The 12,886-nt window shown below is 35.9% G+C and carries 13 protein-coding genes and 1 riboswitch; of the genes, 6 read left to right on the forward strand and 7 right to left on the reverse strand.

Annotated features, from left to right (window positions below; genetic code table 11):
- Positions 1 to 41 precede the first annotated feature (41 nt).
- The 3 genes from AC0GLR_RS00210 (at position 42) to AC0GLR_RS00220 (ending at position 3,156) form a co-directional block, all read left to right on the forward strand.
- Entirely contained in the window at positions 42 to 1,511 is a 1,470-nt protein-coding gene (locus AC0GLR_RS00210) for an ABC transporter substrate-binding protein/permease (RefSeq protein ID WP_495604825.1), read from the forward strand.
- The gene (locus AC0GLR_RS00215; RefSeq protein WP_495604826.1) at positions 1,504 to 2,259 is read left to right on the forward strand and encodes an amino acid ABC transporter ATP-binding protein; all 756 of its coding nucleotides are present in this window, start codon (positions 1,504 to 1,506) and stop codon (positions 2,257 to 2,259) included. Before AC0GLR_RS00210 ends, AC0GLR_RS00215 begins: the two co-directional genes overlap by 8 nt.
- A gap of 144 nt (positions 2,260 to 2,403) precedes the next feature.
- Entirely contained in the window at positions 2,404 to 3,156 is a 753-nt protein-coding gene (locus AC0GLR_RS00220) for a sulfite exporter TauE/SafE family protein (protein ID WP_495604827.1), read from the forward strand.
- Between the two features lie 147 nt (positions 3,157 to 3,303).
- Here AC0GLR_RS00220 and AC0GLR_RS00225 read toward each other — a convergent pair whose 3' ends face one another.
- The 7 genes from AC0GLR_RS00225 to AC0GLR_RS00255 form a co-directional block, all read right to left on the reverse strand.
- Positions 3,304 to 3,483, reverse strand: a complete 180-nt coding sequence (locus tag AC0GLR_RS00225) for a hypothetical protein (protein WP_495604828.1) — start codon at positions 3,481 to 3,483, stop codon at positions 3,304 to 3,306.
- Entirely contained in the window at positions 3,476 to 4,093 is a 618-nt protein-coding gene (locus tag AC0GLR_RS00230; protein ID WP_495604829.1) for a DUF1700 domain-containing protein, read from the reverse strand. Before AC0GLR_RS00230 ends, AC0GLR_RS00225 begins: the two co-directional genes overlap by 8 nt.
- A 1-nt stretch (position 4,094) precedes the next feature.
- On the reverse strand, positions 4,095 to 4,415 hold the full coding sequence (locus AC0GLR_RS00235; protein WP_495605387.1) for a PadR family transcriptional regulator: 321 nt from the start codon (positions 4,413 to 4,415) through the stop codon (positions 4,095 to 4,097).
- Between the two features lie 156 nt (positions 4,416 to 4,571).
- A complete protein-coding gene (locus tag AC0GLR_RS00240; RefSeq protein ID WP_495604830.1) occupies positions 4,572 to 5,165 on the reverse strand; it encodes an NADPH-dependent FMN reductase in 594 nt (197 codons plus the stop codon).
- A 70-nt stretch (positions 5,166 to 5,235) separates the two neighbouring features.
- Positions 5,236 to 6,555: an APC family permease gene (locus tag AC0GLR_RS00245; protein ID WP_495604831.1), complete on the reverse strand. Its 1,320-nt coding sequence runs from the start codon at positions 6,553 to 6,555 to the stop codon at positions 5,236 to 5,238.
- 330 nt (positions 6,556 to 6,885) lie between these two features.
- Complete coding sequence (dapF, locus tag AC0GLR_RS00250) at positions 6,886 to 7,869, reverse strand: diaminopimelate epimerase (RefSeq protein WP_495604832.1); 984 nt, start codon at positions 7,867 to 7,869, stop codon at positions 6,886 to 6,888.
- A gap of 10 nt (positions 7,870 to 7,879) precedes the next feature.
- Positions 7,880 to 9,250 carry an aspartate kinase gene (locus tag AC0GLR_RS00255; RefSeq protein WP_495604833.1) on the reverse strand — a complete coding sequence of 457 codons (1,371 nt, stop codon included), beginning with the start codon at positions 9,248 to 9,250 and terminating at the stop codon, positions 7,880 to 7,882.
- A gap of 168 nt (positions 9,251 to 9,418) precedes the next feature.
- Positions 9,419 to 9,589, forward strand: a riboswitch (Lysine riboswitch).
- Between the two features lie 104 nt (positions 9,590 to 9,693).
- Between AC0GLR_RS00255 and lysA the strand changes: the two genes are divergently transcribed.
- From lysA to AC0GLR_RS00270, 3 genes are read left to right on the forward strand one after another with little or no spacing between them, the layout of a single operon-like run.
- Positions 9,694 to 10,992 carry a diaminopimelate decarboxylase gene (gene lysA / locus AC0GLR_RS00260; RefSeq protein ID WP_495604834.1) on the forward strand — a complete coding sequence of 433 codons (1,299 nt, stop codon included), beginning with the start codon at positions 9,694 to 9,696 and terminating at the stop codon, positions 10,990 to 10,992.
- Between the two features lie 13 nt (positions 10,993 to 11,005).
- On the forward strand, positions 11,006 to 11,713 hold the full coding sequence (dapD, locus tag AC0GLR_RS00265; protein WP_495604835.1) for a 2,3,4,5-tetrahydropyridine-2,6-dicarboxylate N-acetyltransferase: 708 nt from the start codon (positions 11,006 to 11,008) through the stop codon (positions 11,711 to 11,713).
- A 3-nt stretch (positions 11,714 to 11,716) separates the two neighbouring features.
- A complete protein-coding gene (locus AC0GLR_RS00270; RefSeq protein WP_495604836.1) occupies positions 11,717 to 12,880 on the forward strand; it encodes an N-acetyldiaminopimelate deacetylase in 1,164 nt (387 codons plus the stop codon).
- Positions 12,881 to 12,886 lie beyond the last annotated feature (6 nt).

Genomic DNA, 12,886 nt, shown 5'->3' on the forward strand with positions numbered 1-12,886 from the left:
ATTAACTTTTAGTTAATAAAAATTTAAGGAGATGAAGTTCAATGTGTAAATCCAAGTTAAAAACTGTCATGCAGTTTATGTTGTTAGTCGTTGTTGCGTTATGTGTAGGTAGTATTGCATCTCGACCAGCGCATGCTGAGGATCAATCATTGAATCGAGTCAAACAGAAGGGGACCTTGGTCGTCGCAATCTCGCCCGATTATCCCCCTTACGAATTTCAAGTTAATCAGAATGGTAAACAGGTCGATCAAGGAATTGATGTCGATCTGGTTAAACAGATGGCTAAAGATTTACATGTAAAACCGGTTTTTAAGAATATGAGTTTTGATTCTGTGTTAGTAGCTGTGCAAACTGGGAAAGCCGATATGGCAATTGGGGGAATTAATCCAACTCCAGCACGTCGTCAGAATGCTGATTTTTCTAAAATATATTATAATGGTGGCCAAGATTTCTTAGTTAACAAAAAAGATGCTGGGAAAATCAAAGATAAAAATAGTCTAAAAGGACAAAAGCTGGGAGTTCAGTCAGGAACACTACAAGCTCAACTGGCTAAGAAAAACATTCATGATGCTAAAATAACTCAAATGTCTAAAACACCAGATTTAGTTTTAGCACTTAAAACTAATAAGGTTGATGCAGTTGGAGTAGAAAAACCAGTTGCTGAAGCCTATGTAGCAAACGATAAGGATTTAGTAGCAGTTAAATCCGGATATAAGTTAAGTAAAAATGAAATCGGTTCAGCAATTGCTTTTCAAAAGGGAGACAGTTCATTAGTAAAAGCAGCCAACCAAACGATTGATAAGGTCCATCATGATGGTCTGATTAAGCAGTATATTAAAAATGCCGGAAAGTATATGAAAGTAAACGTTCAAAATACTTCTATGTGGCATTACTGGAAGTATTTTGCTGATGGGCTGAAATATACTTTGATTATTTCAATTGTTGGATCAATCATTGGAATTATCTTAGGGGTCTTGCTTGCTTTAATGAGAATTAGTAAATTTAAACCATTTAGTTGGTTTTCAATTAGTTATACCGAAGTAGTACGTGGAACACCAATGATGGTTCAAGTCTTGTTAGTCTACTTTGGACTGGGAGTATTAGTTAATATTCCTGCATTGACAGCCGGAATTATTGCAGTTTCACTGAATAGTGGTGCATATGTGAGCGAAATTATCCGGGGCGGAATTGCTTCTGTTGACAAAGGACAGTCTGAAGCAGCTAAAAGTTTAGGACTTTCAAAGAAAGATGCTATGGTATCTGTGATTTTGCCACAAGCCTTTAAAAACATCTGGCCAGCTTTAGGAAATGAATTTATTACCATCATCAAGGAAAGTTCAATCGTTTCAATCATCGGAGTTACGGATATCGTTTATGAACTGAATATCGTTCGAGCAGATACTTATCGGGGAGTTGCTCCAATCGTAGTCGCAATGGTAATGTACTTTGTATTATCGTTTACTCTAACTAGAGTATTAAACTACTTTGAAAGGAAGATGAACCATGACTAAAACTGATGATAAAGTAATGATTCAAGTTAAAGATTTAAAGAAAAGTTTTGGCGATAACGAGGTTTTAAAGGGAATTGATGGAACAGTTAAATCTGGTCAGGTAATTTGTGTGATTGGTCCATCCGGATCTGGTAAGAGTACCTTTCTTCGTTGTTTAAACTTATTAGAAAATCCCACTAGTGGGGAAGTTCTATTTGATGGCAAAGATATGACTAAGTTAACCCATAGCGAAATTGCTGGTCTAGGTGCTAGAATGGGAATGGTATTTCAGAATTTTAATCTCTTTCCCAATATGACAGTGTTAGAAAATTTGAAATTATCGCCTAAAAAAGTTAAGCACTTAAGCGATGAAGAGGCCACTAAAATTTCGCTTGATTTATTAGACCGGGTAGGTTTAAAAGATAAAGCAGATGTTTATCCTACAAGTTTATCCGGTGGACAAGCACAACGGGTTGCTATGGCACGAGCATTAGCAATGAATCCTGAAGTCATGTTGTTTGATGAACCAACCAGTGCTTTGGATCCCGAAATGGTTGGTGAAGTTCTTAGTGTAATGCAAGAGCTAGCTAATGAGGGAATGACAATGGTAGTTGTGACTCATGAAATGGGATTTGCTAAGAAAGTTGCCGATCAAGTTTGGTTTATGGCTGACGGTTATATTCAAGAAAAGAGTGATCCAGAAGCAATGTTTGAAAATCCGCAAACAGAACGGGCACAAGACTTTATTAATAAAATTATTACAGATTAAAAATCAAAAAATGCTCAATCACTATTTAAAAGTGATTGAGCATTTTTGTTTAGATATTATGTAGAGAGATGATCTAAGTTAACTTGAATTAACCTTATTGAGAGTAGATAATTAAACTTAGAGTGTAAAAATGGAGGTTAATCAATGTTTACATTAACTAATATTATTATTTTAGTGGTAACAAGTATCATTGCGGGGACTCTCAATGGGATTGTTGGTATGGCAACTCTAGCCTTGTATCCAGCTATGTTATATGTTGGAATTGAACCGATTACAGCAAATGTAACCATTACGGTTGGATTGTTATTTAGTGATGCTAGTGCGGTCTTGTCATCGCGCAAAGAGTTAAAATCCAATGTTCCTGAAACGATTAAAGTTTCAGCATTAGTAACGTTTGGATCCTTGTTTGGTTCAATTATTTTACTATATAGTTCTACAGAGAGTTTTAAAAAAGTTGTGCCTATTATTATTCTCTTTTCAGGAATTTTAATGGCACTTCCTAAAAAACATGGTTCCGCACAAAAAGTTAAAACTTGGGTTAAACTTGTCTCAATTATTGCTTTGGCAGCGGTTGGAGTTTATGAAGGTTACTTTGGTGCTGGAACTGGGGTTTTATTAACAGCAGTGCTATCTAGAATTACGACTGCTCCATATGCCGAATATAATGCGACTCGAAATATGGCAGCTCTATGTGCTGATATTTTATCAGTTATCATCTTTATTTTCACCATTCCAATTGATTGGTTAGTAGTACCGATTATTGCAGTAGGTTTATTTTTGGGAGGGTATTTAGGACCAATCGTGGTTCGTTTTATTCCTTCCAAGGTGATGCAATATGGGATTAGTATTTTTGCTATTATTGTATCGTTGTATTTAGGTTATCAAGCTTTTTTCTAGGTATAATAAAGAGACCATCGCAGCTTAGTTGCGATGGTTTTTTGTTAAATAAAAATAAGTGCCACGATAATGATAGCTAAAACTAAAATGAGGGTTAAAAAGCAGGGAATTAAATTCAAAATTTTTGTCATAAAATGCTACCTCCGTTTAATCGTAGTCGCCGTCATCATCGCCAAAATCAAAACCAATATGATTGTTATTATGCGTATATGCTTTTTCAAACCCTTTCATTTGACCACCGCCATAATATCCAGTTAAGCCAATTGCTAACCCAAAGACGGTTAAAAGCAGGCCGGTAATGAGAGTAATTTTCATAAATTTAACCATTGTTATCACTCCTAGTAGTTGATTTTTCTAGTTGGTTGCGTTTAAAGATTCGTTTTAATAGAGCTGATAAACTTTGAATGAGAAAACGAATAATGAAATAACAAAGTGGAATCAATGTAACGATAATTCCAATAATTAAAATTCCTAATCCTAAAGCTGCAAAGGCAATTAGCCCCTTTGAAGCAATGGTAGTAATTCCCATGGTAATTAATATTACAGCTGTCACTAAACTGCAGAACAATAAAATACTAATAACAAAAATCGCCATGATAATAAAGAACAGCAAACCAAGCGCAGCAGTTAATAAAACTGGAGAAGCCAATGCTAATAAAATAGTGACAATTAATTTAATGTTTTGATTAACACTTTTGTGTTTAACAGCAGTTTGGTTGGTTTCTTTTTCATCTTGAGAGATGGAATAATTGGCGGCAATTTGACGTGCTAATTGACGTGGGGTTCCCAAGTTATTAACGATTTTTTTATAGTCAGATAGGTTTCCATCTTCTAAGTATTCAGTATAATAATTTGTTGCTTCATCACGTTCCTTATTAGGTACGTTTTTTAAATAATATTTGAGCTCGGTGATATATTGTTGACTGTCGCTTGGCATCTTATTCACCTTCCTGTTTAGTATCGAAAATTTGATCAACGACTTTTTTATGTTCAATCCAATCGGCTTTGATTTGATTTAGCTGAGTCAATCCAGAATTTGTGATTTTGTAATACCGACGATTACGTCCGTCAAAGGGTCGATCATAAGTAGTAACCCAGTTTTCTTTTTTTAATCTTCTTAAAATTGGATATAACGTTGAATTTGAAATTGGTATGAAATATTTAACGTCCTGAGTTAGGGAATAACCATAATAATCTTGATGCGATAATAAGGCTAAGACCATTCCTTCTAAAACTTCAGAACTAATTTGAATTGCAATAATAACCCACCCCTTTGCTTATATTAATATTATACATCGTATAATATAGATTGCAACCATAAATTAAAGTTGATTCCTACTTTAGTTTGAATTTAATTAACGATTTTTTGGAAGCAAAAAGCCCGTAAAAATCATTTTTACGGGCTTAATCGGTATTTATTTAAGTAAATTAGCATAGTGGGCGATATTAACCACTACTTTTTTAATTGCTTCTGCATAATAATCTTGTTTTTTACGACTTAAATCATCTTTAAATTCTCCATTGGTTTCAAAAACATTTTGCACGCTTTTAATATGAAGATTATGGGGTAATGTAATTAAGTTTAAAGCTTGATAAACTGGCAGGATGGCCATTGATGCCAACAAACCGCCAAAGCCGCCCATTGAATAACTAATGCTTTGGATTGGCTTATTATTTACTCCAGAACCGAGATAATCCAAAGCATTTTTTAATGCTCCCGGAATGGAAAAATCATATTCTGGCAACAATAATAACAATCCATCTGCATTATAAACATCCGTTACCCATTTTTGGGCATTTTCAGGCAGCGTATTGACATAATCAGGAGTATTAAATGGTGGTAAAGGCTGATTATAGTCATCTAAATGATAGTCAGAAATGCGAATAAAGTTCAGATGAGCTTCACTTTGCAGCTCCAATTCGTCTTGATGGTTTTCAAGATAGGTTAAAATTTTATTTCCCATGGATGGTTCGCGAACACTACCTAGAATTACATTAATTGTGGTCATAATTATTCTCCTTATTATTAGTTAATAAAAGCAAGTGTAGCACTAATTATTTGTAAGTGTAAGAATGAATTTATTTTTTAATTAAGTATTGGTGCAGATAGTAAACTGGGATGCCTGCTAGAGTGATTGCTAAACCAACCATTGCTAGTCCGGTTTCATTAATTACTGTGGTTACTACGATAAACAATGCTCCGATAATAGCAATAATAGGTACTACTGGATACCACAACACGCGGTAGGGACGTTCTAATTCGGGTTCTTTTTTGCGCAGTACGAAGAGGGCAATAAAGAGCAGACAGTTGAAAATCCACATTACAAAGACCAGCATATCGGTCAAAAGATCAAAACTTCCTAATAAAATCATGATGATAGCGATAGTTAAAATAAACAGACTAGCAACATAGGGTGCTGCTGCTTTGTTTAATTTTTTAAATTGTTTGCTAAATGGCAATAGATTTTTACTTGCTAAAGCATATGGAATTCTAGCACCAGTCATGGTATAACCATTTACAGTCCCAAATACCGAAACTAAAATACCGATGGTGACTAGTTTACCACCAAATTCACCAAATAATTTACCCGCAACTTCGGCAGCAGTATTAGTATTCCCGGCGATAGCATCGATTGGCATGTTTTTCAAAAAGATCCAGTTCACTAATACATAGATAACCATGATAAAAGTTAATCCTAATACTACTGCTTTAGGGATATCTTTTTTTGGATTTTTCATTTCCCCGGCGATATCGCCAATATTAATCCAGCCTTCATAAGCAAACATAGTAGCTAATAAACCGCCTGAAAAGGCTGTTAGAAGATTAGCGTGATTTGTAGGGGCGATTGGCACAAAAGTTACATCAATGTGACCAGGCATGATTAAACCTACTACTACAATTAAGAAAATTGGAATTAATTTGAAAATTAAAGTGATTGATTGGACTGTTCCGCCAACTTTGGCTCCCATGGTATTTAAAGCCGTAATAAAGATGACAACTGCAATTGCAATTGGAACTGCTAATGCCATGTTTAAGTGGAGTAAAGTTGTGACTTGGGTGCCAAAAATGATAGCTAAAGCTGCCATATTGGCGGGAACATAGATTAACATTTCTGCCCAACCTAATAGAAACCCGCTAAGTGGTCCGTAAGTATGCCGCATATATTGCACACTACCACCAGTTTCTGGAATTGCAGCTCCTATTTCAGCTACAGTTAATCCTCCACAGATGGTTAAAATTCCAGCCACAACCCATGCTAAGAGGGTTAAACTAACTGAGTGCGTAGCATTTACCACACTAGCGGTTTTAAAAAACACCCCGCCCCCAATCACAGTTCCCATTACTAATGCTAAAGCACTAAACGATCCGATAGTTCGTTTTAATTTTTGTTCAGCCATTATCCCAATCTCCTCGATATTAAGTTCAAATTTTGTAAAAAAGAGCCTAGTTAGTTCAACTAACTAGGCTCTTTTACGTGATTTGATAATCGTAGAATATAAACGAACATCAGATGACCTAGTTAGTAACTCAACGAGTATCTAACTAGGCATCCTAAACTAACCTTACTTAGATACATACTTACCAAGTAGAGTTAGAGGAGGAGTTGTTTTGTGTCATCATTTGTTTGTTCATTGTTCATATTCCTTTCTGTTGTTGTTACTTATGATTAAACCATCAAAATTGATGTACGTCAATCATTTTTTAGAAAAACTTAAAATTAAAACGATTTAACTCTTAGCTTGCAGCTTGGTTACCCATTTTTGATAGGCGGCTTCTTCATTAGTTGACTGATAATCAGCATTTGCAAAGTTGTGATTTAGCAAATCAGATTCACTAAGATTTAAGTGACCTAGATTGGTAGCATTTGCAATTAACTGTAGCTGATATTTGCCATTTTTACTCGTCACTTTAACCTTTACCATGCCGCCAGGATTATAAACGGTGATTGTTTTAGCAAAATCTCCTTGATAATGGTTAATTGCATAGGCTAAGCTGGTTGATGACATCCCGGTTCCACAAGCGTTAGTAAAACCAACTCCGCGTTCAAAAGTCCGCACAAATAATGTATCGGGACCAAGAATTTGAGCGAAATTGACATTGACACCATCTGTGAAATAAGGATTTTCTCCGTTTAAATAAGTCCCTAAATTTTTGAGTTTATCAGATTTTAAAACTGTTTCTGAAACAAAGCTAATCAAGTGAGGATTGGGAACGGCAATTGCAGTAAACTTTAAATCTGGATCTAATGCTGGAACTTTTTGATCCCTAATCTGCTCTGTTTTTAGATTAGAAAAAGGAAATGCCTGTTGATTGAAGCGGATGGGAGAAATTGTAACTCCAAAAGTCGGCACTTGGTCGGCTAAATCAGGATATTTTTCTACTGCTAAATCAGCGTCTCTTGTTTCTACTTTGAATTTGTTCTGATCGTATTTATTAGCTAAATATCGTGAGATGGTTCGTAGTCCATTACCACACATTGAAGCAATACTGCCATCGGCATTAACAACGGTCATCTTACCAAGACATTCAAGATGGTCAGATTTGTCGACCACTAAAATCCCATCAATGTTATTTAAATTTTTATTATCAGATTGTTTTAAAGCGACCGTTAAGGATGAAATTTCATCTAATGTTGGTTGCTTAGCAAATTGAGTGACATCTAGAATGAAAAAGGTGTTTTCGGATCCGTGCACTTTGAGTAGTTCGATCATGATAGTCCTTTCAGTTTACGATACGATTATTATCAAAGAAATGCTGATAGATTAGTTTAACAGATTTTTCAGCATCCTCGTCATCAGTTCCTAACATTAAAGCAATCTTAGAAGCCCCTTGGTTAATCATATGGATTTTAATATCATGGTCGGTGAGAGGACGAATGATATTTTCGATGGTAGCCGAACTTTTCTGCATTCCTTCACCAACTATCATGATAATAGCATAATTATCAATCCATTCCAGCTGATCAGGATGCAAAGCAGCGTTAATTTCAGCACAAATTTTTTCTTTTTTGACAGGGGTAAGATGTTTGTTGTCAAAAATAATGGTTAAATCGTCAATTCCAGAGGGCATGTGTTCATATGAAACATCATATTTGTATAAAATTTGGAGAATTTTAAGTGTAAATCCAACTTCTTTATTTAACAAGTATCGATGGAGATATAATGCCGAGAATCCTTTAGAACTGGCGACTCCAGTGATTAAATTGGTCGGTTCAAACTCATTTTCGGGAATAATCATGGTACCTGGTAATTCTGGATGACTAGTATTTTTAACGTTAATGGGTATTTTAGCTTCGATAGCCGGAATAATAGCTTCATCATGAAATACGGAAAAACCAGCATATGATAGTTCACGCATTTCTCGATATGTCATCACATGAATACTGGTTGGATCTTTAACAATATGTGGATCGACCGAATAAATTGCGTTTACATCAGTAAAGTTTTCATACACGGAGGCATTTAAGCCTTTGGCAACAATTGATCCAGTAATATCAGAACCACCACGCGAAAAAGTTGCAATTTGATCATCTTTCGTAATTCCAAAAAAGCCGGGAAATACCAAATGAATATTGGGATTGCGGTATTTTTCCAAGTTATCGTATGTATCAGGTAAGACACGAGCATCTTGAGCTTTGTCGCTTACTAAGAAACCAATCTTTCGCGGATCCATGAATTTAGTTTTAATCCCAATTTGGTTTAAAACTTGGCTTAAAGTATAGGCATTTAAATACTCGCCTTGAGCTTTAAAACCTGCCATTAAATAGTCATCGTTTGGATAATTTTGGGATGGTAATTGTTCAATTGTCTGTGTAATTTTTGCTAAAATGCTGGGATCTAGTTGGAAATGCTCTGTAATATCTTGATAACGTGCAATAATTGCTTGTTGTAATTCTTGGTAATCTTCGTTGGCTAACACTGCGTTAGCGTATTGAATCAATAAATCAGTAACTTTTGTATCGCCTTTAAATCGAGTTCCTGGTGCTGAAACTACCACGGCTTTTCGTTCGGGATCAGCTTTGATAATTTTAATAATTTGTTCGAAATGATTGCCATCAGCAAGTGAACTTCCACCAAATTTAACTACTTTCATTGTTAGTACCTCACGGAATTTTGTTAGTGTGAAATTACCACCATTTAATTAAATAAGCAAATAAAACTTAGTAAGAAAGCGACGTTTTTAATTACAATTATATAGTAATAATTAAATTTTTATTTAATATCTGTTGACTTATTAGTCTTTATTAGTTATGATTTTAACAAATCAAATAGAGGTCGCAAATAACAAAATTAGTTAGTGGAGTTTTCCATTCAGCAAAGAAACTAACGAAAGGGTTGTTTGCCGAAGTGCCAAGTAATGGAGCTTGGTTAACTGGGACATAGCTTAATAGGTTATGGACTGTCGGAATTTTTCCGGGGAGCTATGTATAATCGATTCTAAAAGTAATTAAGAGTCTTTTTTGACGGAGCTGCCGGGCAAAAAGGACTCTTTTTTTATACAAAATTTGATTTTAATAAAAATACGGAGGAAATAAAATGCATGATGATATTGAAGTTCAAAATAACCAGTTAATGATTGGTGGAGTACCCGCTACCAAATTAGCTGATGAATATGGGACCAATCTGCAGGTGTATGACGTTAGTAAAATTAGAGATCAAATTCGTGCTTTCAAACGTGTTTTTGAAAAAAACAATCTCAAGTATGCAGTAAGTTATGCTAGTAAAACTTTTGCTTGTATCGCAATGTATCAAGTTTTGAAACAAGAAGATGCACATGCTGATATTGTTTCTGGCGGAGAACTTTATACGGCAATTAAAGCTGGGTTTCCCATGGATCATGTCAGTTTTCATGGGAACAACAAGTCACGTGCAGAATTAGAAATGGCAGTTGATCATCACGTGGGGATGATTATTTTAGATAATTTCTATGAAATTCAATTATTAAATGAAGTTTTGGCAGCTAAAGATGCCACAGCTGATGTGATGCTCCGTGTTTCTCCAGCAGTGTCGGCCCATACTCATGAATTTATCCAAACTGGTCAACAAGACAGTAAATTCGGCTTTGATATTTTAACTGGCCAAGCTGATGAAGCTTTACAACAAGTTTTGAATAGTGAGCGAATGAATCTCAAAGGGGTTCATTCCCACATCGGTTCGCAGATCTTTGAAACAAGCGGTTTTAAAATCGAAACTGAAAAATTAGTGAGATTGATGAAACATTGGAAAGATGAATTTGATTACACTCCTGAGATTGTCAATGTTGGTGGTGGTTTTGGAATTAAGTACACTGATGATGATCATCCTATTCGCCCTGAAGACTTTGTACAGCAAATCATTACTACCATGCAGGAAGAAACTAAAAAGTTAGGTTTAAAAACTCCTGCCGTGTGGATTGAACCCGGTCGTTCCATTTCAGGTCCTGCTGGAGTGAGCTTATATCGAGTTGGTTCCAGCAAAACAATTCCAAATATTCGGAAATATGTTGCGGTTGATGGTGGAATGGGCGATAATATTCGCCCTGCCTTGTATGGGGCTAAATATGATGCCGTTGTTGCTAACGATGTAGTTGATGATGAAACTGAACTAGTTACGTTAGCTGGTAAATATTGTGAATCCGGCGATATTTTGATTAAGGATATTGAATTGCCAAAGACTAAACCTGGAGATGTGATTGCGGTCTTAGCAACTGGAGCCTATGGATATTCAATGGCATCTAACTATAATCGGAATCCACGTCCTGCAGTAGTCTTTGTCGAAAACGGCAAATCACAAATAGCAATTAAACGAGAAACTTTTGCAGATTTGATACATTTAGACCAAAACTTAGACATTTAAAGGAGAAAATCAAATGGCTGAATTAAATGCACAAGAAATTATTCAATACATTGGTAACGCAGAAAAGAAAACTAACGTAAAAGCTTATCTAAAGGGCGATTTAGCAAACGTTGAATTTCCAAAAGATGTTAAAACATTTATTAATGGCAATACTGGTGTCATCTTTGGTGACTGGAAAGTGATTCAACCATTATTAGAAAAATATCAAAATGAAATTAGTGACTATGAAGTTGAAAATGATGGTCGTAATTCTGCGGTTCCATTATTAAACACTAAAAACATCGCAGCCAGGATTGAACCAGGGGCAATCATCCGTGATCAAGTTAAAATTGGTAAGGATGCCGTGATTATGATGGGTGCTTTGATTAATATCGGTGCTGAGATTGGTGACGAATCTATGATTGATATGGGAGCCGTTTTAGGTGGTCGTGCAATTGTGGGGAAACATTCTCATATTGGAGCTGGCGCCGTATTAGCCGGAGTAATTGAACCAGCTAGCGCGCAACCAGTACAAATTGACGATGATGTATTAGTTGGAGCTAACGCAGTTGTAATTGAGGGTGTTCATGTTGGCAAAGGAGCGGTAGTAGCTGCTGGAGCAGTAGTAACTGAAGATGTAGTCCCTTACACAGTCGTAGCCGGGATGCCAGCTAAAAAAATTAAAGACGTCAACCAAAAGACGCTTGACAAAACTAAATTGGAAGATGATTTAAGAGGTTAAAACATGGGAGAAGTTAAAACCGATTTATTAAAAATTTATCGAAATTTACATCAAATTCCAGAATTAGCGCTTCATGAATTTCAGACTCATGACTATTTAATGAAGCAAATTAAACAAGCAACTGCTGCGATTGATTATGCAGAAATTCAAGTTCCTAATGAATTGCCAACTGCAATCTTAGTGTTATTACACGGAACCAAACCCAAACGTACCATTGGTTATCGAACTGATATCGATGCGTTACCGGTATCAGAAGATACGGGATTAGACTTTCCCTCAAAACATGATGGAGTAATGCATGCTTGTGGACATGACATTCATATGACAGTTGCCTTAGGAGTATTACAGTATTTCGCTCAGCATCAGCCAACTGATAATTTGTTGTTTTTCTTCCAACCGGCTGAAGAAAGCGAAAATGGCGGCAAACTAGCTTATGAAGACGGTATTTTTACAGGGAAATGGAAACCGGATGAATTTTATGGGTTACACGATAATCCTCAACTTCCTGCTGGTGTGATTGGATGTCGGATGGGAACTTTGTTTGCTGGAACAACTGAAGTAGATGTTGATTTTACAGGAACGCAAGGACATGCAGCCTATCCACAATTTGCTAACGATATGATTGTGGCAGCTAGTCAATTTATTAATCAGGTTCAGACAATTGTATCGCGAAGCGTTGATCCAATTGAAGGCGGTGTGATTACCTTTGGACAATTCAATGCTGGCTCTATTAGAAATGTGATTTCTGGATCAGCTCATTTAAAAGGTACGATTCGAGGTCTGACACAGAAAATGATTGAACATATTGATGAACGTCTTCAATCAGTTGCCAAAGGAATTGAAACCAGTTATGACTGCCAAGTTGATTTGAAATTGAACCAAGGTGGTTACCTACCGGTGGAAAATAATGACAAATTAACAGCTGACTTTATTAATTATATGGAAGAAAATCCAAAAGTTGATTATGTAGAAACTGAACCAGCCATGACAGGAGAAGATTTTGGCTATCTATTAGCTAAATTTCCTGGAACCATGTTTTGGCTAGGGATTGGCGATCCCAAGAATCAGTTGCATTCTAGCAAGCTGGTGCCTGATACTAATGCGATTCAACCTGGAATTGACGCGATTACCGGATTCTTGCAACATCGGATGTTAGAAAAAAATTAGGAGAAA

The sequence above is a fragment of the Fructilactobacillus sp. YLN 2412 genome (assembly GCF_059488745.1).

Excerpts from the sequence above, each read along its gene's own strand:
- AC0GLR_RS00210 (WP_495604825.1), top strand. The coding sequence starts at position 42 with ATGTGTAAATCCAAGTTAAAAACTGTCATGCAGTTTATGTTGTTAGTC.
- AC0GLR_RS00215 (WP_495604826.1), top strand. The coding sequence starts at position 1,504 with ATGACTAAAACTGATGATAAAGTAATGATTCAAGTTAAAGATTTAAAG.
- AC0GLR_RS00220 (WP_495604827.1), top strand. The coding sequence starts at position 2,404 with ATGTTTACATTAACTAATATTATTATTTTAGTGGTAACAAGTATCATT.
- AC0GLR_RS00225 (WP_495604828.1), bottom strand. The coding sequence starts at position 3,483 with ATGGTTAAATTTATGAAAATTACTCTCATTACCGGCCTGCTTTTAACC.
- AC0GLR_RS00230 (WP_495604829.1), bottom strand. The coding sequence starts at position 4,093 with ATGCCAAGCGACAGTCAACAATATATCACCGAGCTCAAATATTATTTA.
- AC0GLR_RS00240 (WP_495604830.1), bottom strand. The coding sequence starts at position 5,165 with ATGACCACAATTAATGTAATTCTAGGTAGTGTTCGCGAACCATCCATG.
- AC0GLR_RS00245 (WP_495604831.1), bottom strand. The coding sequence starts at position 6,555 with ATGGCTGAACAAAAATTAAAACGAACTATCGGATCGTTTAGTGCTTTA.
- dapF (WP_495604832.1), bottom strand. The coding sequence starts at position 7,869 with ATGATCGAACTACTCAAAGTGCACGGATCCGAAAACACCTTTTTCATT.
- AC0GLR_RS00255 (WP_495604833.1), bottom strand. The coding sequence starts at position 9,250 with ATGAAAGTAGTTAAATTTGGTGGAAGTTCACTTGCTGATGGCAATCAT.
- lysA (WP_495604834.1), top strand. The coding sequence starts at position 9,694 with ATGCATGATGATATTGAAGTTCAAAATAACCAGTTAATGATTGGTGGA.
- dapD (WP_495604835.1), top strand. The coding sequence starts at position 11,006 with ATGGCTGAATTAAATGCACAAGAAATTATTCAATACATTGGTAACGCA.
- AC0GLR_RS00270 (WP_495604836.1), top strand. The coding sequence starts at position 11,717 with ATGGGAGAAGTTAAAACCGATTTATTAAAAATTTATCGAAATTTACAT.